Below are 23,031 nucleotides of genomic sequence, written 5' to 3'. Positions count from 1 at the left end.
CTCGGGACAGGGAACTGGTCGGTGTGACCCACTAAACTTCGCTCATGCGCGTCGCCTACAACGAACAGATGAACGAGCTTGCCGATCTCCTCGGAGAGATGGCGAGCCTGGCTGGTGCGGCCATGGAAAAAGCCACGCAGTCCCTCCTTCAAGCAGACCTGGTACTCGCCGAGCAGGTCATTTCCGAACACGACAGGATCACCGAGCTCAGTGCGGTGTGCGAGGAGAAGGCCTTCACCCTTCTCGCCCTGCAGGCTCCGGTCGCAGGCGACCTCCGCTCGGTGGTGGCCGGCATCCAGATCGTCGCCGACATCGATCGCATGGGCGCACTCGCACTGCACGTCGCCAAGATCACTCGTCGCAGGCACCCGAACCATGCTCTCCCCGAGGTCGTCAACGGGTACTTCGCCGAGATGGGTCGCCTCGCCGTTCAGATCGGGGCTTCGGCCCGTGAGGTCCTCGAGACCCGCGATCCCGAGCGCGCTGCGAAGCTGCAGGAGGAGGACGAGGCGATGGACGATCTGCACCGTCACCTCTTCACGGTGCTGATGGACCGCGAGTGGAGCCACGGCGTCGCTGCTGCGGTGGACGTGACTCTGCTCGGCCGCTTCTACGAGCGCTTCGCCGATCACGCTGTCGAGGTCGGCCGTCGAGTGATCTTCCTGGTGACCGGTGAGCTACCCGTCGACCTGAGCCACAACAACATCCCCACTTCGTAGTACCCACCCTCGCCGATACCGAGTGGCGCTGCGCTGCAGCGCTACTCGGCTTTCGTTGAGGAGTCACCAGCCGCATCGAATCACCGAGCGCAGACACGAACGAAAGAACCCCGCCGAGCTTTCGCTCGACGGGGGTTCTCGCGTTCGTGTGTGGTTATCCGAAGCGGCCGGAGATGTAGTCCTCGGTGGCCTTCTGCGTCGGATTGGAGAAGATCTTCTCGGTGTCGTCGATCTCGATGAGCTTGCCGGGCTTGCCGGTCGCCTCGAGGTTGAAGAAGCCGGTCTGATCGCTGACCCGTGCGGCCTGCTGCATGTTGTGCGTGACGATCACGATCGTGAAGTCCTGCTTGAGTTCCTGGATCAGGTCCTCGATGGCGAGAGTGGAGATGGGGTCGAGAGCCGAGCACGGCTCGTCCATCAGCAGAACGTCGGGCGAGACTGCGATAGCACGAGCGATGCACAGACGCTGCTGCTGTCCGCCGGAGAGGCCGCCACCGGGCTTGTCGAGGCGGTCCTTGACCTCGTTCCAGAGGTTGGCACCCTTGAGCGAGCGCTCGGCGATCTCGTCGAGTTCCTTCTTGCCGCGGCCGCCCTGCAACTTCAGGCCGGCGACGACGTTGTCGCGGATCGACATCGTCGGGAAGGGGTTGGGGCGCTGGAAGACCATGCCGATGGTGCGGCGCACACCCACCGGGTCGACGCCACTGCCGTAGATGTCCTCGCCGTCGAGCAGCACCGAGCCTTCGACGCGGGCGCCGGGGGTCACCTCGTGCATGCGGTTGAGCGAACGCAGGACGGTCGACTTACCGCAGCCGGACGGTCCGATGAACGCGGTGACGCTGCGCGGCGGTACGGCCAGAGTGACGTCGGAGACGGCATGGAACTTGCCGTAGTAGATGTTGACGTCCTTGAGATCGAGACGCTTTGCCATGTTCTTCGTTCCTTAGGATTCGCTGGAGTCGGGTGGGTCAGAAGTTCTTGGGCGAGAAGAACTTCGAGACCAACTTCGCGCCGATGTTGAGTATTGCGACGATCAGGATCAGCGTCAGGGCTGCTCCCCACATGCGCTCAGCGGTGAGCACGCCGGTTCCTGCTTTCTGCAGGTCGACCATCATGAGCGGCAGAGACGTCTGCGGCCCCTCGAAAATGTTGAAGTTGATGGCGGTGGCAGATCCCACCAGGATCAGCACGGGTGCCGTCTCACCCATCACGCGGGCCAGGGCGAGCATGATGCCGGTGACGATGCCGGACAGCGCCGTGGGGATGACGATCTTGGCGATGGTCTTCCACTTCGGCACGCCGAGCGCGTAGGACGCCTCGCGCAGATCCTGAGGGACGATGCGCAGCATTTCCTCGGCCGAGCGCACGATCACAGGGATCATCAGCAGCACGAGGGCGAAGGCCACGGCCAGGCCGGAGCGCTGGAACCCGAAGGTGGCGATCCACAGCGCGTAGATGAACAGGGCCGCGACGATGGACGGCACACCGGTGAGGATGTCGACCATGAAGGTGGTGACTCGGGCCAGTCGCGTGCCCACGCCGTATTCGACGAGGTAGATGGCGACGAAGATGCCGATCGGGATGGAGATGGCGGCGCAGAACAGTCCTTGCAGGAGCGTTCCGACGATGGCGTGGTACGCACCGCCACCTGCGATGAACTGGGTGACGCCGGCCTGCGAGTTCTGCCACCACGTGGGTGAGACCACCGCGGACAGTCCACGAGAGATCACCGTGTAGAGCACCCAGATCAGTGGGACGAGTGCCACCAGCACCGAGAGGCTGACGAGGATCGTCGCCGAGAGGTTGGACGCCTTCCGGCGAGCGCTGACGCCCTGGAACGTGGGTTCCTTGACGGGCTTGTCCATGGTTGCGGTCATGGGTCAGTCCTTCTTTCCGGCGATGGCGGCGCGAGCACCGGCGTTGACGACGAACGTCAGGATGAAGAGCACCAGACCTGCGGCGATGTAGGCACCGGCTTGGAGCGGGTTGTTGAACTCGCCCGCGGCCAGCGCGATCTTGGTCGCGAATGTGGAACCGCCGTCGAACAAGGTTCCGCCGAACGTCGACTGGGTGCTGCGAATGATGATGTAGAGCGCGATGGTCTCACCGAGTGCGCGACCGAGGCCGAGCATGGAGCCGCTGACGTAACCGGATTTTCCGAACGGAATGACCGTGGTTCGCACGACCTCCCAGCGGGTGGCCCCGAGTGCGAGAGCGGCTTCGATCTGACCCTTCGGCGTCTGCATGAACACCTCGCGGGTCACGGCAGCGATGATCGGCAGGATCATGACGGCGAGCACGATGCCGCCGGTGAAGATGGTGCCGCCGCCAGCAATGGAGACCGACCCGGTACCGAAGAGTGGGAACCAACCCAGGTTGGTGTTGAGCCACTCGGCGAACGGGCTGATCACCGGCGCGAGGACGTACAGGCCCCACAGTCCGAAGACGATCGACGGGACTGCGGCCAGCAGGTCGATGACGTAACCGAGCGGTCCCGCCACTCGCTTGGGCGCGTAGTTCGTCAGATAGATGGCGATGCCGAGGGCGACAGGCATCGCGAGGACCAGCGCGAACAGGGACACCGTGACGGTGACCAGGAACAGATCGAGAACACCGAACACCATGGCCGAGGTGTTCGACGTGTCCCAGGCACCGTTGTAGGTCAGAAAGTTGACCGTGTTGTTCGACAGTGAGGGGATCGCACGCCAGACCAGGAAGATACCCACGGCGGCGATCAGCGCGATGATGAAGATGCCCGAGCCCGTGGCGAGGCCGGAGAAGATCCTGTCACCGGGACGTGTGACGGTCCCCGATTTTTTCTTGTCTGACAATTGTGGTTCTTCCGGTTTGTGCGCGGCACCCGCGGAGGGCACAGAAGCCGCGGAGGGGACGCCGGTCATCGAGTGGGTGTCGCTCATACCGCTCACTGTCTCGTGTGGAGGTCGAGGACGGTCCTGCTTCGGCTCGCGATGCCGCGAGCCGAAGCAGGACTACGTCTCATTTAATCAGGCGATTGCTTCGATAGCGGTGATCAGACGCTCCTTGAAGCGGTCCGGCAGCGGCACGTAGCCGGCTTCCTCGAGGCCCTGCTGGCCCTCGTTCGCGGCGCTGAGCAGGAACGACTTGACTGCTGCCGAGGTGTCGGCGTCGTAGCCCGCCGAGCAGACGATCTCGTAGGTGGCGAGCACCAACGGGTAGGTGTCGGCCTCGTTGCTGGCGTACAGCGTGTCGAGGTCGAGCACCAGGTCGTTGCCCTCACCGGAGAAGGTCACGGCGTCGATGGCAGCGGCAGCACTCTCGGTGCTCAGCTCGACCGGGCCACTGCCGAAGTCGATGTTCGCGGCGCTGAGGCCTTCCTGCTCGACGAAGCCGAACTCGACGTACGTGATCGAGCCGGGAGTCCCGGACACGGCCTGGGCGACGCCCGAGGAGCCGTTGGCACCTTCGCCGACGCCGCCGGCCCAGTCGGAGCTGTGATCGAGGGTCCAGGCCTCCGGAGCAGCGTCGGACAGGAAGCGCTGGAAGTTGTCGCTGGTGCCCGAGGAATCGGAGCGGTAGACCGGGGTGACCGGGGTGGACGGCAGGTCGACGCCTTCGTTGAGGGCGGCGATCGCGGGATCGTTCCAGGTGGTGATCTGGCCGGTGAACATCCGTGCGGTGACATCGGGCGTGAGCACCAGGCTGTCGACGCCGTCGAGGTTGTAGGCCACTGCGACGGGCCCGAAGACCAGCGGCAGGTTCCATGCCGGGTTGCTGTCGCAGCGGGTGGCCGCCTCGGCTGCCTGCTCGTCCTTGATCGCGGAGTCGGAGCCGGCGAAGTCGACCAGACCGGCGACGAACTGCGTACGACCGTTGCCCGAGCCACTGGTGGTGTACTCGACGGACTTGCCGGAGCAGACGCTCGAGTAGACCGAGGTGAAGTTGGACATCGCGTTCTGCTGAGCAGACGATCCTTCGCCCGTGAGCGGAGACTTGCCCTCGCACGAGGCGGAAGAATCGCCCGCGCCGACGGTCTCGACGTTCGCGTCGCTACCGCATGCGGTCAGCAACATGGCACTGATGGCCACTGCGCTCATGAGAGCACCGTTGCGCTTGAGGTTCACCTGTTTCCTCCGAGGAATCTTGGGCCGTGTCCACCGCTCGGACCTGATCGGCCGCGCTGTGACTGTGTGGGTGCCGGCTCCAGAAGAGAACCTCGCACCAGGCGGCGTAGGTTGCCACCCATGGAGAAAGGTAAGGGCAGGTGGTAGACGTTTACCCCCGCGTGGGTGAACGGAAGATGAACACCGCAGCCTGAAATGTCCGTTCAGACGCTGCGAGCGTATGCGGCATCCACGTGGTAGTTCTCGAAGCCCAGCTTGCTGTAGGTGTGCACGGCAGCGGTGTTGTCGGCCTCGACGTACAGCATGATCTGGCCGAGTTCTCTGCTATGCAGATAGTGCAGGCCGGCCAGCGTGAGCACCCGGCCGAGGCCGCGCCCCTGCGACTGGGGGTCGATTCCGACGACGTACACCTCGCCGATGGCGGGTTCCGAGCCTTCGGCCGGATGAACCTTGGTCCAGTGGAAGCCGAGGAGGCGGTCGCTGCCCTCCTCGAAAGCCAGGAACAGTCCGGCCGGGTCGAACCACGATTCGTCTCGTCGTGCGGCGATGTCGCGATCGGTCCAGCCACCCTGTTCGGGGTGCCAGGAGAAGGCCGCATTGTTGACCCGCAGCAGCTCGGCATCGTCCTGATGCCCACGATACGTTCGAAGCGAAATACCTTCCGGCACAACCACATCTGGAAGATCAGGGTGTGCGGACGCGCGACGCATCTGCAGCAGCTCGCGAACCACCTGCAACCCGAGCCGCGCCGCGACCGACTGCGCCGCCGGCAGGTTGCCGTGCGCCCAGATACGGGTACCGGAGCCGAATTCGAGTGCGCGAGAAACCAATTCGCGTCCCACTCCGTGACCGCGGAACGGAGGATCGACGACGGCCTCGGCCATCCCGTCGGCGATTCCGACGTAGCCGACGACACGATCACCCTCGGTGGAGACCAGACGAACGACGTCGTCACCTCGGTCGACAGCCTTCACAGCCTGCTCCGACAAGGGCGCAGTGCCATCGACTTCCGTTGCACGGGAGAGGATCTGATGAATCTCGTAGGAAACGCGCGAAGACGGTGCGTCGCCGTCGATGGGGTGGACGTCGAACGCAGGATCCGAATTCATCTACGAGAGAGTACTCTCTTGCTCGAACTCGAAATCCGCATCGTCGGAATCTCCGCCGGCAGCGTCCGAGACCACCGGTCCGCCCTTGGCATTGCGTGCGGGTCGAACGGCCTTGTATCCCACGTTGCGTACCGTTCCGATGAGCGACTCGTACTCGGTGCCCAGCTTGGCGCGCAGGCGTCGAACATGGACGTCGACGGTGCGCGTGCCACCGAAGAAGTCGTAGCCCCACACCTCCTGCAGGAGCTGGGCGCGAGTGAAGACCCGCCCCGCGTGCTGAGCCAGGTACTTCAGCAGCTCGAATTCCTTGTACGTGAGGTCGAGCGGACGACCTCGCAGCCGAGCGGTGTAGGTACCTTCGTCGATGACCAGTTCGCCGAGCGTGATCTTGCCGGAGGTCTCCGGGCTGGCAACTCCTCCACTACGGCCGACCAGCAACCGCAGCCGGGCGTCGAGCTCTGCGGGGCCGGTACCGGGGAGCAGGATGTCGTCGAGACCCCAGTCGGAATTCACCGCGACGAGCCCACCCTCGGTGAGCACCGCGACGACGGGGATGGCCGATCCGGTACTTCCCAACAGGCGACACAGACCACGAGCGGCGGCCAGGTCCGTACGAGCGTCGACCAGCGCGATGTCCGCCGAGCCGGCTTCGAGAAGCGAGGACACCTCGGTGGGTACCGGGCGTACGTGATGCGCCAGGAGAGCGAGGGACGGCAGAACGCCCTCCGGATTGGGATCGGAGGTCAGTAGTAGGAGCTCCACTGCGTCTCCATTCTTACTGCTGGCCGGTCCAGTCCAGGCTGGACTTGAGTGATCGTCAAGGACACAGACTAGCTTGTCCGTACAACCGGCCGAAGAGGGCAGTGCGCGATTCGTCGGTCACAATGGACCCGTGCGCACACTTCTCATCGGACTCGCCAGCCTGCTGGCCCTCACCCTCGTGGTGGATTTCGGCGCTGCGGCCTACTCGGAGTATCGAGTCTCCCGCGCGATCCGCGCCGGCGGTGAGCTCACCTCGGACCCTCAGGTGATCGTGCACGGTTTCCCGTTCCTCACCCAGGCCGCGGACGGGCGCTACCAGAACATCGAGATCCGCGCGCAGGACGTGCCGACCGAGTACGTCGGCTCGACGACGATCGAGGCCAATCTCCGCGGCGTGCACATCGAGTTGTCCGACTTGATCGACAACAACGTGCGGGCGATTCCCGTGGACGAGCTCGACGGCCGCGTACGGATCGAGGCCACGGACCTCGGCCGGTTCCTCGGCATCGTCGACCTGCAGGTTTCCGCGCCGCCGGCCGACAAGTCGGACGGCACCGGCGGCTCCGGCGGGTCGGGCATGACCACTACCGGGGGCGTCGTGCTGACCGGAACGGTTCCGGTCGGCCCGCTCGAGACAACGGTGAGCGTGCAGGCCGACCTGTTGCTCGAAGGTGACGGCGTCGCCATCGTGGCGTCGGACTTCTATTTCGGCCCAGAGGGTCAGGCGGACTTCTCGATCCCCGATTTCGCCAAGCCCACGATTCTCGGACTGTTCACCAAGACCATCGAGCGTCAGAGCCTGCCCTTCGGGCTGGTCCCGACCGACGTCTATGCGGAGGGCTCGCAGATCGTCGTCGAAGGATCCGGCGAGAACGTGACCATCGACCTCAACGAAATCGAAAAGCCGTGACAGGGATCACAGTTCTCGTCGTCGTGGCGATCCTTGCCGTCGCTACCGGATTGTTCCTCCGGAGCCGATCGGGCACCGTCCGGGCGGTGCGTGAGCCAGACACCGAGACCGACGACCTGTACCCGCTCCTGCTCGACGCGGGTGCCACGACCGACTCTGCGACCGTCCTGCACTTCTCGGCCGACTGGTGCGGACCGTGCGCAGCCGTGCGACGTGTCGTCCAGCAGGTGCTGGACGGCCGGAGCGATGCCCGAGAACTCGAACTCGACATCGACGCCCATCCGATCCTCGCTCGCGAACTGGGCGTGCTGTCACTGCCCACCACTTTCGTACTCGACACCCGATTGCAACGGCGCTCCAGAATCGCGGGCGTGCCGTCCGCCGCGGCGCTGCGGTCGGCACTCGACGCTCTCTGACCTCGCTTCTTCGGACCAGCGGTAGGACGCGCCGCTGGTAGCGGGTACGATGCTCTTCGTGTTCTCCTGCCGCGAGCTGATGCTCACCAGTCGTCGCACAGTCGATCTGTGCCGACTGGGCGGTTGTTGCTGTCGCTGCTGCTGATTTCCTTCTGCCGCCACGCCCATGCGTGATGACGGCCCGATGATCGAAATCCATGTCCGAGCACTGCCGATGCGGCGTGCCCCGACCTCGCACAGGAGTACCTCTCGATGTCGACACCCGACACCCGGACCACCACCCCCACTGCCACGATCGACCAGGTGGACGTTCGTGGTCCACGCTTCGCGGCGTGGATCACCACCGCCGTTCTGGTCGTCGTTCTCCTCCTGACCACGTTCTCGGTCCCCGCGGCGGCAATCCTGCTCGGGCTACAGGCGATCGTGTTCGGAATCGGAGCCGTCCGCGGACCCAAGCGCAGTCCGTACGGCACGATCTACGCGACATTCGTCGCACCGCGGCTCTCCCCCACCAGCGAACGAGAGCCGGTGGCACCGTTGAAGTTCGCTCAACTGGTGGGCTTCGTGTTCGCCGCCGTCGGAGTCCTCGGCTTCGCGGTCGGCGCTCCCGTCGTCGGAACCGTGGCGGCAGGCTTCGCGTTGTTCGCGGCTTTCCTCAACGCCGCGTTCGCGGTCTGCCTCGGCTGCATGATCTACCCCCTCGCCTCGCGGCTGCGCAGCACCTCGCACACCGCATCCTGAACAGGGTCGCTTGAGCAGGCTGCAGTCCTGTCTCGACCTTCACCGATCCATAGAGAAAGACCGAAAGGAACACCATGGCTCGCTCCGACGTCCTGGTCTCTGCCGACTGGGCCGAGCAGAACCTGAACGCACCGAAGACCGTCTTCGTCGAGGTCGACGAAGACGCAAGCGCCTACGACGGCGGACACATCGAAGGTGCGGTCAAGCTCGACTGGCGCAAGGACCTGCAGGACCCGGTTCGCCGCGACTTCCTCAATCAGGAACAGTTCTCGGACCTGCTGTCGGCCAAGGGCATCAGCAACGACGACACCATCGTGCTGTACGGCGGAAACAACAACTGGTTCGCCGCCTACGCCTACTGGTACTTCAAGCTGTACGGGCACAAGGACGTCAAGCTCATCGACGGTGGACGCAAGAAGTGGGAACTCGACGGCCGCGCGCTGTCCAAGGACGTCGTCAGCCGTGAGACCACGCAGTACCGCGCCGAGGCACCCGACCTGTCGATCCGCGCGTTCCGCGACGAGGTCATCGACGCCATCGGCAACAAGAACCTGATCGACGTGCGTTCGCCCGACGAGTTCTCGGGAAAGATCCTCGCCCCGGCTCATCTTCCGCAGGAGCAGGCGCAGCAGCGTGGCCACGTCCCGTCCGCGATCAACATCCCGTGGAGCACCACCGCCAACGAGGACGGCACGTTCAAGTCCGACGAAGCGCTCGAAGAGCTGTACAAGACCAAGGGCTACGACGACAGCAAGGCCACCATCGCCTACTGCCGCATCGGTGAGCGTTCGAGCCACACCTGGTTCGTCCTCAAGGAGCTCCTCGGCAAGGAAGACGTCAAGAACTACGACGGCAGCTGGGTCGAGTACGGCTCTCTCGTCGGAGCACCCATCGAGCTGGAGGTTCACTGATATGTGTGGAGCACCCGTACAAGGCCAGACCATCCCCGCAGGTGTCGACGTCGAGAAGGAAACGGTCATCACCGGCCGCGTCCTCGCCGGCGACGGTGAGCCCGTCGCAGGCGCATTCGTGCGGCTGCTCGACGGCAGCGGCGAATTCACCGCAGAGGTCGTCGCGTCGGGCACCGGAGACTTCCGGTTCTTCGCCGCTCCCGGACAGTGGACGCTGCGCGCCCTGTCGGCATCGGGCAACGGCGACACCGTGATCGCTCCCGAAGGCGCAGGCGTGCACTCGGCGAACGTCACCGTCGGAGTCTGAACCGACCGGCTCGCCCAGAACGAAAAAGAACCCCGCACCTGCTCGCAGGTGCGGGGTTCTTTCGGCTCGGTGGAGGCTTCTAGTTCGGGACGGGCACCGAAGCGGCGGGATCGGGAACCGTCGAATACTGCGGCGGGAACATCCCTTCCGGTACCGGAATGCCCTGCGATTCGAGGAACGCTCCGAGATCGCTCACCTGCGTGACCGTTCCGGGCTCCGGCAGCAGGCGGGGTTCGGGTGCGATCTCCGGGGCGGGGGCTTCAGGTGCCGCCGACTGCGGTGCGTTCTTCTTCTCGCGTTCGGTGCGCGCAAGGTCGGTGATCCACGCGACCATCTTCTCGCTCTCCCACTCGTACCCGTCGTTGGGGTCGTTGTACCAGTACGACAGGTGCTGCAGGAAGCCGAGCGCCAGGTAGGGCCCGAGCACGACGTCGGCGATGCCCTTGTTGTTCTCCTCGAACCCGGTGGCCTCGGCGCGGAGCTTGGCTTCCACGGTCTCGGCACCGGGCCCCATCGCCCAGTTGAGATCGGCGAGGAGCTGCTCCGGTGTCAGTGCGTCCACCGCCTGCTGATCGGCGACGGTGTAATCCACATCCGCCACCCTCACCAAGACCTGCAGCAGAGTCTCGTCGGAGGTGAACCATGATTTGTCGGTGGCGATATCAACGATCGCGCGCGAAGCAATGGTCGTCACTGCGCGCGCGAAGTCGGACACGGTCTGTACCGGGTTGAGGACGGTCAGCCGCATCTGCGAGATGACCTCGAGGGCGAGCTGCAGAAGTTCGATGTCGTCCGGAGCGTCGCACGCCAGATCCCACGGTCGGCACGACCAGGTGACCTTGTCGGTCAGCGTTCCGTAATCCCGCGGCGACTGGTCCATGAAGCCACCGAGCGATTCACCCGGCTCGTCACCGAAATTCGGCACACCGGCCGGGCGGTAGGGCGAACCGACCATGATCACGCCTGCGATGTCGTCGCCGTTGACCAGGGCACTCGAGTCACGCGCGCCGATCTCGGTGGACAAACGATCGAGTACCTCGCCGCCGACGCTGTATCCGAGGAGTACGAACTTGGTTCGGTCTCCACACTTGACCTTGTACTCGTCCATCAGACGATTGGTCGTTGCGACACCTTCCACGATCGACTCGTGGTAGGTCGGCACGTCGTCCAGAACGTCGAAGCCGTACGTCGAGGCGTACGGCACGTAGAGCCAGCCGACGGTACCCGGGCTGTCGGCATTCGCCTCACCGACCGGGACCGTCACATTCCCGACCCAGTTCGACGCGACAGTGGACGCCTGCTCGGCCAGAGGATTGCGGTCCGACGCCGAGTCGGTGGCACCGGACACCGCCAGCACCAGCACATCGGGGCAGTCCTGCGCGTAGTTGTTGGGGTCGATGTTCGGCCCCTGCGACGATCCGAAGTCGGAGGAACCCGCGTCGGCGGAACCGGAGTCCGATGATCCCGACTCTGCCGATCCCGATTCTGCCGATCCCGAGTCCGGAGCGGCGAATGCGGCTGCGGGAGCGGCCAGCGCCAACGCCAGGGTCACCACCGCCGACCTCATCAACAACGGACCGAACGACGATGTCAGAGCCCGTTTACGACGCAGCATTGTTGCGGAGACCTCCCCAGCCTTCGTGACAGAACACAGTGAACAACATCGGAAACTCACCCACGAGCGCCCGACGCCCCCCGAAGAAGGTACCTGCTCGACAGGATTTCTCCACCGCTATGAGTGATCCAGCGCACTCGAGGCCCCGAATTCGGTTAGATGTCACCAAGGACACAGGCGGTATTCGGGCCGCTGTCCTCGACGACGATCGCTGCGGGTTAAACTCGCACTCGTGGTCATCTTCTTCGAGCTACTTCTCGTTCTTGCGGCAGTAGCCATCATCGCGTTCTCGCTCTACGTCGTCTACCGACTGGTCAACGACGAGTCGTGACAGAACCGGTTGCGGGGCAACCCGGCAGAGCAGACGGGGGGCTCGATACCCCCGTCACCAGTGGCGACGAAGCAATAGCGGCTGCCGAACAGAAGTTCGCCGACGCGTCGACGCGGAACGTTCCGGTCCTGCCGGACATCCCGCACCCCGACGACACGGCCAATCTACGCCTCGGCCCCGATCTGCACCCGTCGATGCTCGCTCTGCTGCCGCTCGTCGGCGTGTGGCGTGGCGAGGGCGAGGGCCACGACCCCGAGTCGGGTACCGACTATCCCTTCGGTCAGCAGATCGTCGTCACGCACGACGGGGGTAGCTACCTGAGCTGGGAATCACGTTCGTGGCGACTCGACTCCGACGGCAACTTCGCACATCCCGACCTCCGCGAAACCGGATTCTGGCGGATGAGCGGAGGCCACGGGCTCAAGGGTTCCGACGACGAAGAGCTCGTCGAACTGCTGCTGACCCACAGCACCGGAGTCGTCGAACTGTATTACGGCCACGCCCTGACCAAGTCGTCCTGGGAACTGGCCACCGATGTCGTCATCCGTAGCACCTCGGGTGCGTTGGTCGGCGGGGCCAAGCGGCTCTACGGCATCGTCGAAGGCGGGGACCTCGCATACGTCGAGGAACGCGTCGTCGCCGACGGCCCACTGGCACCGCGGTTGTCCGCGCGCCTGTCTCGCTACATCGGCTGAGACACAACCACTTCGGTATCCACAGCGAACGGCCCCCGAGCCATACCTGATTTCAGGTCCCGACCGGACAGGTCGGGGGCTCGGGGGCCGGGTAGCTGCCTGGGATTCGCTAGCCGCTCGCGCGGTCTTCGCAGTGAATCCGTCAGCGATTGCGGCTAGCTGACAGCCACCTCACGCGTCCTAGAGTTCATCAACTTCAGACCACCTCCTCTCTCGTGTACTTCACAACGTACGCCCGAGTTTCCGAGTCGGCAAAGAGTTTTTTCCCACGATTCGAGCCGAGGTCGATCACCTGGTCGGCGTCGGTGTTCTCCGGCAGTTGATGAGTGACGACCACCACGATTCGATCGGCTCCGAACAGACCGTCGTCGGTGGTGAGCAACTCTCGCAGTAGCTGTTCGCCGGAGATTCGGTCGAGATGCTCGGTCGGCTCGTCCAGCAGCACGATCGGGGCCGTACTGAGCACAGCGCGCGCCAACAGCAGTCTGCGCCGTTCTCCGCCCGACACGGCCTGCGCACCGCCGACCAGGGTGGTGTGAACCCCGAGGGGCTGCGCGTCGAGCCATGGGCCCAGGCCCACGCGTCGCAGCGCATCCGATGCCTGTGCTTCGTCGACATCGCCGCGCACCACACGCAGGTTCTCCAGAATCGAGGTGTCGAACAGATGCGCGTCCTCGGCGAACAGCGCTGCGTCCGAACCGCATTCCTCGGCGAACTCCCGCAGCATCGTGGTCTTGCCCGATCCGCTGGGCCCGATCAGTGCGCTCCGCGCAGTGGTGCGGTTGAGTACCCCAGAGGGCACATAACCACGCCACTGCGGCGGAGCCGCATCCAGCATCGCCATGACTCGAGTGGCCGCGATTCGTCCACGCATCAGGGCGATTGCCGCCCCGGGGAGTGCCGCGGTCGCCTCGAAGGCAGCGAGCGGAACCAGCACGATGATCGCCAGAGCCATCGGAGTCATGCCGCCTGCAGTGCCTCCGGTCGGTCCGTACAGCCCGATGCCGACGAGAAAGGACCCGATCACCGATGCACCGATCGACAACGGAACGGCGGCATCCGCCAGCGCCGACGGTCGCGCCGCCCGGTCGCGGGCAGTGACCGAATCCTGCGCTGCACCGCGGGCTTCGGCGAGGGTCGCGTCGAGGCGCCCGGCGACCCGCAGTTCCGCGGCGTGGTCGAGTGCTCGGACGGCGGTCTCGGCGAACCGCGCGTCGGCGTCGGCTCCGGCCTCCTCGGCGATCCGTGCCGACCGCGCCGCCAGAATCGGTGCACCCATCCCGGCGATCAGCAACGACACCGCCAGGATCGACGCGGCAGCAGGCGCGATACCGGCGAGCAGTCCGACGGCTGCGAGCATCATCACGACGCTCACGCAGATGGGGACGATCGCGCGTATGACAACGTCGCCGAGCACATCGACGTCCGCCCCGGTACGGGCCAGTACGTCACCGCGACGCAGAGCGAGCGCGCCGTGTCCGTTCGCCAGCTGCTCGTAGATCCTCGTGCGCGCTGCCGTCGTACCGCGTAGTGCCGCGTCGTGCGTGGTCAATCGTTCGAGATAGCGGAACACACCGCGCGAGATGCCCAGCGCCCGAACGGCTACCACTGCGACGGTCAGGTCCATCACCGGAGGCATCTGCCACGCTCGGGTGATCAACCATGCCGACAGTGCGGCGAGAGCCAGTGCGCTGCCGAGTGTTGCCACGCCGGCCGCCACCGCCAGTGCCACCCTGCGCGGGGAGAGCTCGAACAGGGCCAGTGCGCGTCGTAGGTCAGACATGATCGAACTCCCGTGCCACCGTCGAGCTGCTTCGCACCTCGACGACGCGATCTGCGGCGTGCAGCACCGCGCGTCGATGACCGACCATCACCACGGTGACGCCTCGGTCGGCTGCATCTCGAATGGCGTGCAGCACAGTCTGTTCACTCGCCGCGTCCAGGTGCGCCGTCGGCTCGTCCAGTACCATCACCGTCGCGTCGGAGACGAAGGTTCGGGTCAGGGCCAGGCGTTGCAGTTCGCCGAGGGACAGACCCACTCCGCCCTGCCCGACGCGAGTGTTCCAGCCGTTCGGGTGATCTCGTAGTACGGCGTCGAATCCCGAAGCGCGGCAGGCTGCGTCCAGTGCATCGGCATCGGGCACACCGTGGAGGGTGACGTTCTCGTACAGCGTGCCGGGAAGCAGCACCGGCCGCTGCGGGAGCCAGGAGACCTGAGCCCACCACCGGTCGAGGTCGAGATCGCTCACGGGCACCCCATCGACGAGTACCGCACCGCTCGTGGGCGACGTGAGCCCCAGAACGGCTTGCAGCGCAGTCGATTTACCCGAGCCGTTGGGGCCGGTCAGTACCGTGATGGTGCCCGTTCGGCACAGCGCACTCAGTCCGGCCGGAGCGTTACCGTCCCGGCTCGCGACGGTGAGTCCGACGAGTTCGATGTCCGCGGTCGTCGCGTTCACGGTCCGGCCACAGGTCGGCTGTGTCGTACGCCGGTCCAGGACCCGGAAGGCTCGCTCCGCGGCCTCGACGCCGTCCTCTGCTGCGTGGAACTGGGTCCCCACGGCGCGCAGCGGGAAGTACACCTCGGGGGCGAGGATCAACGCGATGATGCCCGCTTCGAGCGTCATCTCCCCGAAGACCAAGCGCAAGCCGATGCCGACGGCCACCAGTGCGACACACAGGGTCGCGAGCAACTCGAGCACCATCGACGAGAGGAAGGCAACCTTCAACGCGCGCATCGTGGTTCGTCGATGGGCGTCGCCCAGTGCACGGATGCGAGCGGCCGGGCCGTGTTCGCGGCGCAGCGCGCGCAAGGTCGGCAGACCGGCCAGTAGATCGAGCAACTGCGCAGACAACCGGGTCATCGTCGTGAGCGTCGCCGCGGCTCGGCCCTTGGTCAGCAACCCGATCAGAATCATGAAGATCGGGATGAGCGGCAGGGTCACCGCGATGACCACAGCCGAGGTCACGTCCTGAGTGACGATGACGACCAGAACGAGCGGAGTGACGATGACCGCGGACACCAGCGCCGGCAGGTACCCGGTCAGGTACGCGCGCAGACCCCCGATGGCTCGGGTGACGACGACGGTCAACTCTTCTCGTTCGCGGTCGAGCTCGCGCGGTTCGAAATGTGTTGCGGCCGTGAGCACCTCGACTTCGAGCTCGGCCACCACGCGTGACGCCGACCGGTGCGCATAGCGAGACTGGGCTCCGGTGGCGAGCACACGGACGGCCATTGCGCCCGCCAGCACGGCGAGTTCCGTCGTCCAGGCGGACAACGACCGTGCCGTCGGGTCGGTGATGACGCCGGCCAGTACGCGGCCGATCGCAAGCGCGCCGACGATGATGCAGACGGTGACGACGGTCGACAGAGCGACAGTGACGATCAGGTAGCCCCGCGCCGATCGGGAGTACTTCCACAGTCGCGGATCGACGGGTCCCTTCGCCCGTCCCCGCGGCACAGCGGGCGCGGTCACGATTTCACCGTCAGTCCGATCGAGTCCGGGATCTGGGCACTCGAAATGCGCTGGCGGAAGACCCAGTACGTCCAGGCCTGGTATCCGAGGACGACCGGGGCGGCGAAAGCTGCGGCCCACGTCATGACCTTCAACGTGTACGGGCTCGACGACGCGTTCGCGATGGTGAGATCGAACGCGGCATCCGTACTGGACGGCATGACATTGGGGAACAGCGAGGCGAACAACAGCACCACGACGGCAACGATGGCAACGCTGGTGAAGACGAATGCCCAGCCTTCGCGCACTTTCGCCGTCAGCGCGACGACGAGAAGCAGTGCGACAGCGGCCACCGCGACGAGTAGCCACGTCCACGTCTTGCCGTGCGCGAGTTGGGTCCACATGGCGAAGGTGCCGCCGACGAGAACTGCCGGAACCGACAGGCGCGCCGCAATTTTCACGGAATCCTCGTGCACGTCCCCGGAAGTCTTGAGCGCGATGAACACCGCGCCGTGCAGGGCGAACACCAAAGCCATGGTGGCACCGCCGAGCAGAGCGTACGGGTTGAGCAGATCGAAGAAGCCTGCGGTGACCTTCTTGTTCTCGTCGATCGCGACGCCGCGCACGATGTTGGCGAACGCGACGCCCCACAGCACCGCCGGAACCCACGAGCCGATGCCGATGCCGATGTCGCAGCGCCGACGCCACACCGGGTCGTCGATCTTGCCGCGCCATTCGATGGCGCAGATACGCAGGATCAGCGCCACCAGGATGAGCAGCAGCGGCAGGTAGAAGCCCGAGAACAACGTGGCGTACCACTCCGGGAAGGCCGCGAACAGTGCGCCACCTGCGGTGATGAGCCACACCTCGTTGCCGTCCCAGACCGGGCCGATCGTGTTCAGAACCGCACGCCTGCGCTTCTCCCCCGTGGCGGCGTCGGGATGCCTGCCCAGGATCGGCATGAGCATGCCGACGCCGAAGTCGAAACCTTCGAGCACGAAGTAGCCGACGAAGAAGAAGGCGATGACGAAGAACCAGAATTCGGGTAGTGACATGGTTTTCCCCTAGTACGCGAACGAGAGCTGTTTGGGCTCTTCGTCTTCCGATTCCGGTGGATCGACGTGCGGATGCGCGTCGTGGTCGAGAGGCCCTTCGATGACATAGCGACGAAGAAGGAAGAACCAGACACCACCGAGGGCGGCGTACAGCAGTGTGAACGTCACCAGCGAGGCGAGAACGAGGCCGACGGGATGGTCGGACACGCCCTGGTCCACGGTCAGCCGTATCTGATCGACTCCCGAGAGGTTCGGCGCGACAACCCATGGCTGACGGCCCATTTCGGTGAAGATCCAGCCCGCACTGTTGGCGAGGAACGGCGTCGGAATCGCCAGCAGCGACAACCACGAGAACCACTTCTGGTCGGGAATCCGGCCACCCCGGGTGACCCACAGACCCGCGATGGCGAGCAGGGCCGAGCCGGCGGCTAGTCCGATCATCATTCGGAACGCCCAGTATGTGACGAACAGGTTCGGCTTGTAGTTTCCGGGGCCGAACTGCTGCTCGTACTGCTCCTGCAGTTGGTTGACGCCCTGCACGGTGGCACCGAAGTCGTTCTCCGCCAGGAACGAGGTGAGTCCGGGAATCGCGATGAGGTGAATCACGGATTCGCAGTTGTTGTGGGTGCCCACGGTCAGGAGCGAGAAGCTGGCCCCGGTCTCGGTGTCGCACAACGATTCTGCGGAGGCCATCTTCATGGGCTGCTGCTCGAACATGAGCTTGCCCTGAATGTCTCCGGTGATGGCGAGCGCACCGCCGGCAACGATCATGACGATGAAGGACATTCGTGCTGCGGATCTGAACATCGAACGCGAGTCCGTGGCCGGGAGCGGAGCCTGCAGAGTAGCGACCCCAGTGGCCGGGAGTGGAGCCTGTGGCGTGAGTCCGTTTTCGGACAGCGGAGCGAGCTCAGCCTGCTTCCTGCGAGCCTCACGCACCATCCACCAGCCGGAGATGCCGGCGACGAAGGTCGCGGCGGTGAGGAATGCTCCTGCGACGGCGTGCGGAAAGGCCGCCAGCGCAGTGTTGTTGGTGAGCAGTGCCCAGATGTCCGTGAGTTCGGCGCGGCCGGTCTCTTCGTTGTAGATCGCGCCGACGGGATGCTGCATCCAGGAGTTGGCTGCGATGATGAAGAAGGCGGAGGCGTTGACGCCGATGGCGACGAGCCAAATGGTCGCCAGGTGAACGAGTTTCGGGAGTCGGCTCCAGCCGAATATCCACAGGCCGAGGAACGTGGACTCGAGGAAGAAGGCGACCAATCCCTCGAGCGCGAGGGGTGCACCGAACACGTCACCGACGAACCGTGAGTATTCGCTCCAGTTCATGCCGAATTGGAATTCCTGGACGATTCCGGTCGCGACGCCGAGGGCGAAGTTGATGAGGAACAGTTTGCCGAAGAACTTGGTCAGCCGATACCAGGAGTCCTTCCCGGTGATCACCCACATGGTCTGCATGGCGGCCACCATCGGCGCGAGGCCGATCGTGAGAGGTACGAGAATGAAGTGGTAAACGGTGGTGATACCGAACTGCCACCGCGAGACATCCAACGCGTCCATCGATACTCCGAACTCTCACACCCGAGCTGTGACGGGCAACACCGCAGGTCAGGGCGTTGGCCCGCGACAAACTCGAATGTACTACTACGGTTAGTAGTAGGGAAGAGTCTTTCGGCAGGGTCGTTGGACTCCTATCGAGTTTCGACCGTCTCCACGGCCGTATCGACCATCGTCGAAACGTCACCGGCAAGCCTCCGAGTGCCCAGGGGAACGCCGTTCATCGCCGTGACCCGAGCCGCGAGAGTGACGCTCGAGACAAGCCAAACGCCATCTGCGGCAATGAGATCCGCGGGATAGAGGTGCCCGTGTTCGCATGTCCAACCAGCGGACTCGGCCACGGCGAACAACCCGGCGACCGTGGTCCCGGCCAGGATGCCCTGTTCGACGGACGGTGTGACGAGAGTCTTACCGCGCGCGAGCACCACCGTCGAGCGCGGACCTTCGAGCACCCGCCCCTCGCTGCTGAGGTAGATCACGTCGTCGACACCCTGCGTTGCGGCATGTCGCAGCGCGGCCATGTTGGTCGCATACGACAACGTCTTGGCCCCCGCGAGCTGCCACGGCGCTCCCGACGAGAAATCCACCGAGTAGCCGCGATCGAGCGTGATCACCGACACCCCGTCGGTGCGCGCTGCCTGCACTCGCTCGGGCAGCGGCCCCACCGTCACGTACGCGGTGGGGTCACCACCGCCCTCGCGTCCCCGGCTGAGGACCACGCGAAGAACAGCCTCGTCCTCCGACTCCTGCGCCCACAGACCCACGGACTGTTCGACGACGGCGCGCCACTGTTCGAGATCGGGAACGGGTAGGTCCAGCGCCTTCGCCGACGCCACCAGCCGGGCCAGATGCAACTCGACCGCACAGGCCGCGCCGCCGCGAACGAGCAGCGTCTCGAAGACCCCGTCGCCGCGTACCGCGGCCAGGTCGTCGGCGAACAGCAACGGCCGATTCGCGTCGTGCACTCGGCCGTCCAACGTCACCACTACCGACTCCGACATGCCCGCCACCCTAGAGGGGAGCGGACGCGTTCGATCAATCCGCTCGGTCGGCCGTTGCCAACGCGTCGGCGTACTCGTCGAGGTCGAGATCCTCGGCGACGACGACCTTGGTGCCGTTGTAGACCTCGCGGTCGATCTCGTCGTCGGCGTTGGCGACGAGCATCGCGACGAACGTGTCTCCGTTCACGTTGAGGAAGGTACGGAAGATCCCGGCGAACCAGTCCACGGCGATCAGCAGGCCGACGGCCTCGAAGGGAAGGTCGAGCGAGGTCGCGAGGAACATAGCGACGACGGGGAATCCGCCGGGCACAGTGATGGTGCCCATGTTCAGCAGAACCGCCAGGCCCATGCCCAGCACGATCTGCCCGAGGCTCAGGTCGATGTTGCCTGCCTGCGCGAGGAACATCACCACGATCATGTAATTGAGAACGGCACCGTAGGAGCCCATCGTCAACCCGATCGACAGCGTGAAGTTGGCGACCTTCTGACTGACGCCGACCTTCTCGACAGTGTTGCGCAGCACCGTCGGGAACGTGACGGCCGAACTCGTCGTCGTCACCGCGACGGCCGTCTGTTCAGTGAGCTTGCTGGGCAGCTTCCACGGGTTCAATCGGGTCCGCATCGTCACGACCACGACAAAGAGTGCGAACAGAATCAACACCCCGAGCAGCGTCGTACCGAGGTAACTCAGCGCGGTGGACACCACGGAGAACCCGACGTCGCCGGCGAGCGCGGCGAGCAGGCAGAACACACCGACCGGGGCGATGACCATGACGAGCCGGATCATCGTCAGGACGATCTGCTGGATCTGGTCCATGAACGAGAGCACCTGGGTGTTGCCGGTCTTGGTGATGTGACTGCGCAGCGCGATACCGAAGAGCAGCGAGAAAACGATGATCGGCACCATCGTCGCCGTCGACATGGCGTCGAACACGTTGGTGCTGACGAAGTTCAGCAGCGTGTCCTGCCAGCCGAGCGCCTCGCTCGCCGACTCCTCGAGCGCCGGATCGAGCTGCTGGGTGAACACCATGCCCGCGCCCGGCCGAATGATGGTGCTCAGCACCCAGGCCAGCACAGCGGCGACGACCGAGAACCCGATCATCCACTTGAAGGTGCGAAACGCGATCTTGCCGGTGCCCGCCCCCGCCATCGACCCGGTGGCCACGATGACCGAAGCCATCACCAGCGGGACGATCGACATCTGGATCAGTCGGATGAACAGATCACCGATGAACTTCAGGTTCGCGGCCCACTCGCCGACCACCAACCCGAACACGATGCCGCCGATCGCGGCGAGGCCGATCTGCGCGGCCGGATGCGCCAGTTTCTTCATGGATCGACACGCTAGGTCCGTGTCGTCGCGGTGCCGTGTCGTCGCCGTTTCGAGGGTGTAAAGGGACCGGTCACCGAGTTGCTGCGCCGACGGGCTCCTACTATGGAGATGTGTCCGACACAGTCACGATCAGCCCGAGTCCACTTCTGACACTCCCCGGCGCAGTGCCCTCCCCCGACGACAGCGTCGATGCCGGGGTGGCCTGGCACTACGGCAATCCGTTCGGCGAACAACGCGACGCGGTCAGCGGCGCTGCCGTCATCGACCGTTCCCATCGTTTCGTTCTGGCCATCAGCGGAGACGAACGTCTGAGTTGGTTGAACACGATCTCGAGCCAACTCGTCTCCAACCTGCCCGACGGCAGCTCGGCCGAGAATCTGAGCCTGGACGTCAACGGCCGCATCGAGCATCACTTCGTCCAGACCGACCTGGCCGGCGTCACGTACATCGACACCGAGCGCTCGGCCGGACCGGATCTGCTGTCGTTCCTGAAGAAGATGGTGTTCTGGGCCAAGGCCGAACCCCGTGAGGCCGACGAACTCGCCGTTCTGACCGTCCTCGGATCCGACGCGGCATCGGTGCTCGAGAAGGCCGGCCTGCCGGCTCCGAGCGAGATCTACGGTGCGTCGCCGATCGACGGCGGCGGTTTCGTGCGGCGGATGCCCTGGCCGGCCGAGAATTCCTACGACGTGGTGATCCCCCGCGCGAGCCTGAGCGAGTGGTTCCTCCGACTGCGCGACGCCGGGGCCGCTCCGGCCGGAACCTGGGCGTTCGACGCGTTGCGGGTGGAATCGTTGCGTCCGCGCGTGGGCGTGGACACCGACGAGAAGACCATTCCGCACGAGGTTCGCTGGATCGGCAGCGCAGCCGAGTTCGGCGCGGTGCATCTGGAGAAGGGCTGCTACCGCGGGCAGGAGACGGTCTCGCGCGTGCACAATCTCGGTCGACCGCCCCGGCACCTGGTGCTATTGCATCTCGACGGTTCCGCGGACGGCCGGCCCGGCACGGGCGATCCGGTGACCGCAGGTGGACGCTCGGTGGGCCGTCTGGGCACCGTCATCGACCACTTCGAGCTGGGGCCGATCGCGTTGGCTCTTCTAAAACGGACGATTCCGGTCGACACTGCCCTCGAGGCGGGGCCGTGTGCCGCGTCGATCGATCCGGATTCGATCCCGTCGTACGACGACGTCCAGGCCGGCCGCGCTGCGGTCGACCGCCTGCGCGGCCGGTGACCGGGAGGGTCCTGGCGGTCTGCGTCGTGCACGCCGATGTTCCGTTCGGACGCCGAGCGGTGGTCGACAGTGGTATCGACAAGCGGCCCGTCGACGGGCAGGTGGACGTGCACGAGCTCGGTATCGGCGGTGATCACTGTCGGGACACGAAATTCCACGGTGGACTCGATCAGGCCGTGTACGCCTACGACGAGGTCGAGGCGCAGCACTGGGCCGACGAGCTGGGGGTGCCGGTTCCACCGGGTCGATTCGGGGAGAACCTCCGCACCGAGGGTGTACCGGTGACCGACGCGGTGATCGGGTCGCGGTTTCGCATCGGCACGGTGGCCTTGGAGGTGACGATCGCCCGCAAGCCCTGCGCGACGTTCGCACGGTGGATGGACCAGCCGAGATGGATCCGTCGCTTCGCGGACCGAGGTGATGTGGGTGCGTACTTTCGAGTTCTCGAACCAGGGGTCTTCGGCGGTGGTGACGCGGTGACCGTGGAGTCGGTACCGCAACACGGGGTGACGGTTCGCGACCTGTTCCGAGGAACAGACGCGACCGCGATGTCCACTTTGCTCGATCAGCCCGATTTGGCACCGAAGGTCTACCGCGATGCGGCAGCGGCACTGAAATCGTTGCGGAACTGACCCCTGAGTGCGTCGCTCCCCATGACGCGCAGCACGTAGTTCTCGTGTCGCGAAACGGAGATAGTTTGCCTGTGCACGGATTTCTGCAGGTACAGGCGGCGTCGACCCTTTTCCCGGGCGTGTCGCGCCCGTTCGCCCGGCACCGACACG

General features: G+C 65.1%; 22 protein-coding genes. 9 read left to right on the top strand and 13 right to left on the bottom strand.

Annotated features, from left to right (window positions below; genetic code table 11):
• Positions 1-44 precede the first annotated feature (44 nt).
• Entirely contained in the window at positions 45-719 is a 675-nt protein-coding gene (gene phoU, locus QM615_RS18425; RefSeq protein ID WP_094639310.1) for a phosphate signaling complex protein PhoU, read from the top strand.
• Positions 720-873: 154 nt separating this feature from the next.
• On the opposite strand, the gene pstB is transcribed toward phoU, so the two are convergent.
• The 6 genes from pstB to QM615_RS18395 all read right to left on the bottom strand — a co-directional run bounded on the left by pstB (position 874) and on the right by QM615_RS18395 (position 6,693).
• Complete coding sequence (pstB, locus tag QM615_RS18420; RefSeq protein WP_032395896.1) at positions 874-1,650, bottom strand: phosphate ABC transporter ATP-binding protein PstB; 777 nt, start codon at positions 1,648-1,650, stop codon at positions 874-876.
• Positions 1,651-1,687: 37 nt separating this feature from the next.
• Positions 1,688-2,596 (bottom strand): phosphate ABC transporter permease PstA, encoded by a 909-nt coding sequence (pstA, locus tag QM615_RS18415; RefSeq protein WP_149405014.1) that lies wholly within the window; start codon positions 2,594-2,596, stop codon positions 1,688-1,690.
• 3 nt (positions 2,597-2,599) lie between these two features.
• The gene (gene pstC, locus QM615_RS18410; protein WP_149405013.1) at positions 2,600-3,637 is read right to left on the bottom strand and encodes a phosphate ABC transporter permease subunit PstC; all 1,038 of its coding nucleotides are present in this window, start codon (positions 3,635-3,637) and stop codon (positions 2,600-2,602) included.
• Between the two features lie 87 nt (positions 3,638-3,724).
• Positions 3,725-4,822 carry a phosphate ABC transporter substrate-binding protein PstS gene (gene pstS / locus QM615_RS18405; RefSeq protein WP_149405012.1) on the bottom strand — a complete coding sequence of 366 codons (1,098 nt, stop codon included), beginning with the start codon at positions 4,820-4,822 and terminating at the stop codon, positions 3,725-3,727.
• Between the two features lie 203 nt (positions 4,823-5,025).
• Entirely contained in the window at positions 5,026-5,931 is a 906-nt protein-coding gene (gene mshD, locus QM615_RS18400) for a mycothiol synthase (RefSeq protein WP_269594796.1), read from the bottom strand.
• Positions 5,932-6,693: a winged helix-turn-helix transcriptional regulator gene (locus tag QM615_RS18395; protein WP_068049874.1), complete on the bottom strand. Its 762-nt coding sequence runs from the start codon at positions 6,691-6,693 to the stop codon at positions 5,932-5,934.
• 130 nt (positions 6,694-6,823) lie between these two features.
• On the opposite strand from QM615_RS18395, the gene QM615_RS18390 reads away from it, so the two are divergent.
• The 5 genes from QM615_RS18390 (at position 6,824) to QM615_RS18370 (ending at position 9,978) form a co-directional block, all read left to right on the top strand.
• A complete protein-coding gene (locus QM615_RS18390; RefSeq protein ID WP_269594795.1) occupies positions 6,824-7,603 on the top strand; it encodes an LmeA family phospholipid-binding protein in 780 nt (259 codons plus the stop codon).
• Positions 7,600-8,019: a thioredoxin family protein gene (locus QM615_RS18385; protein WP_269594794.1), complete on the top strand. Its 420-nt coding sequence runs from the start codon at positions 7,600-7,602 to the stop codon at positions 8,017-8,019. The genes QM615_RS18390 and QM615_RS18385 overlap by 4 nt, the downstream gene beginning before the upstream one ends.
• Before the next feature lie 252 nt (positions 8,020-8,271).
• On the top strand, positions 8,272-8,760 hold the full coding sequence (locus QM615_RS18380; RefSeq protein ID WP_269594793.1) for a DUF4395 domain-containing protein: 489 nt from the start codon (positions 8,272-8,274) through the stop codon (positions 8,758-8,760).
• A gap of 74 nt (positions 8,761-8,834) precedes the next feature.
• The gene (locus QM615_RS18375) at positions 8,835-9,671 is read left to right on the top strand and encodes a sulfurtransferase (protein ID WP_068049880.1); all 837 of its coding nucleotides are present in this window, start codon (positions 8,835-8,837) and stop codon (positions 9,669-9,671) included.
• 1 nt (position 9,672) lies between these two features.
• Positions 9,673-9,978, top strand: a complete 306-nt coding sequence (locus QM615_RS18370) for a DUF1416 domain-containing protein (protein ID WP_037194601.1) — start codon at positions 9,673-9,675, stop codon at positions 9,976-9,978.
• A gap of 79 nt (positions 9,979-10,057) precedes the next feature.
• On the opposite strand, the gene QM615_RS18365 is transcribed toward QM615_RS18370, so the two are convergent.
• Positions 10,058-11,593: a cutinase family protein gene (locus tag QM615_RS18365; protein WP_283347722.1), complete on the bottom strand. Its 1,536-nt coding sequence runs from the start codon at positions 11,591-11,593 to the stop codon at positions 10,058-10,060.
• 327 nt (positions 11,594-11,920) lie between these two features.
• Here QM615_RS18365 and QM615_RS18360 point away from each other — a divergent pair, with 327 nt between their 5' ends.
• Positions 11,921-12,619, top strand: a complete 699-nt coding sequence (locus tag QM615_RS18360; RefSeq protein WP_411567275.1) for a heme-binding beta-barrel domain-containing protein — start codon at positions 11,921-11,923, stop codon at positions 12,617-12,619.
• A 196-nt stretch (positions 12,620-12,815) separates the two neighbouring features.
• Here the strand turns inward: QM615_RS18360 and QM615_RS18355 are convergent, their stop codons facing one another.
• The 6 genes from QM615_RS18355 to QM615_RS18330 form a co-directional block, all read right to left on the bottom strand.
• Positions 12,816-14,402 carry an amino acid ABC transporter ATP-binding/permease protein gene (locus QM615_RS18355; RefSeq protein ID WP_283347721.1) on the bottom strand — a complete coding sequence of 529 codons (1,587 nt, stop codon included), beginning with the start codon at positions 14,400-14,402 and terminating at the stop codon, positions 12,816-12,818.
• Positions 14,395-16,095, bottom strand: coding sequence for a thiol reductant ABC exporter subunit CydD (gene cydD / locus QM615_RS18350; RefSeq protein WP_283347720.1), 1,701 nt, complete (start codon positions 16,093-16,095; stop codon positions 14,395-14,397). Before cydD ends, QM615_RS18355 begins: the two co-directional genes overlap by 8 nt.
• Positions 16,092-17,129, bottom strand: coding sequence for a cytochrome d ubiquinol oxidase subunit II (cydB, locus tag QM615_RS18345; protein WP_283347719.1), 1,038 nt, complete (start codon positions 17,127-17,129; stop codon positions 16,092-16,094). Before cydB ends, cydD begins: the two co-directional genes overlap by 4 nt.
• Before the next feature lie 9 nt (positions 17,130-17,138).
• Complete coding sequence (locus tag QM615_RS18340; protein WP_283347718.1) at positions 17,139-18,686, bottom strand: cytochrome ubiquinol oxidase subunit I; 1,548 nt, start codon at positions 18,684-18,686, stop codon at positions 17,139-17,141.
• Positions 18,687-18,817: 131 nt separating this feature from the next.
• Positions 18,818-19,684 (bottom strand): aminodeoxychorismate lyase, encoded by an 867-nt coding sequence (locus QM615_RS18335; protein ID WP_283347717.1) that lies wholly within the window; start codon positions 19,682-19,684, stop codon positions 18,818-18,820.
• A 34-nt stretch (positions 19,685-19,718) separates the two neighbouring features.
• Complete coding sequence (locus tag QM615_RS18330; RefSeq protein ID WP_068049893.1) at positions 19,719-21,017, bottom strand: dicarboxylate/amino acid:cation symporter; 1,299 nt, start codon at positions 21,015-21,017, stop codon at positions 19,719-19,721.
• A 110-nt stretch (positions 21,018-21,127) separates the two neighbouring features.
• Here QM615_RS18330 and ygfZ point away from each other — a divergent pair, with 110 nt between their 5' ends.
• Together ygfZ and QM615_RS18320 are read left to right on the top strand one after the other, a co-directional pair.
• Complete coding sequence (ygfZ, locus tag QM615_RS18325) at positions 21,128-22,249, top strand: CAF17-like 4Fe-4S cluster assembly/insertion protein YgfZ (RefSeq protein ID WP_283347716.1); 1,122 nt, start codon at positions 21,128-21,130, stop codon at positions 22,247-22,249.
• A complete protein-coding gene (locus tag QM615_RS18320) occupies positions 22,246-22,881 on the top strand; it encodes an MOSC domain-containing protein (protein WP_283347715.1) in 636 nt (211 codons plus the stop codon). Before ygfZ ends, QM615_RS18320 begins: the two co-directional genes overlap by 4 nt.
• The last annotated feature ends 150 nt before the right edge of the window (positions 22,882-23,031 follow it).

Origin of the sequence: Rhodococcus sp. IEGM 1341 (assembly GCF_030056895.1) — a bacterium.
Taxonomy (GTDB): domain Bacteria; phylum Actinomycetota; class Actinomycetes; order Mycobacteriales; family Mycobacteriaceae; genus Rhodococcoides.
The sequence above is the reverse complement of the archived record's forward strand: the minus strand, read 5'-3'. Positions and strand labels throughout refer to the sequence as shown.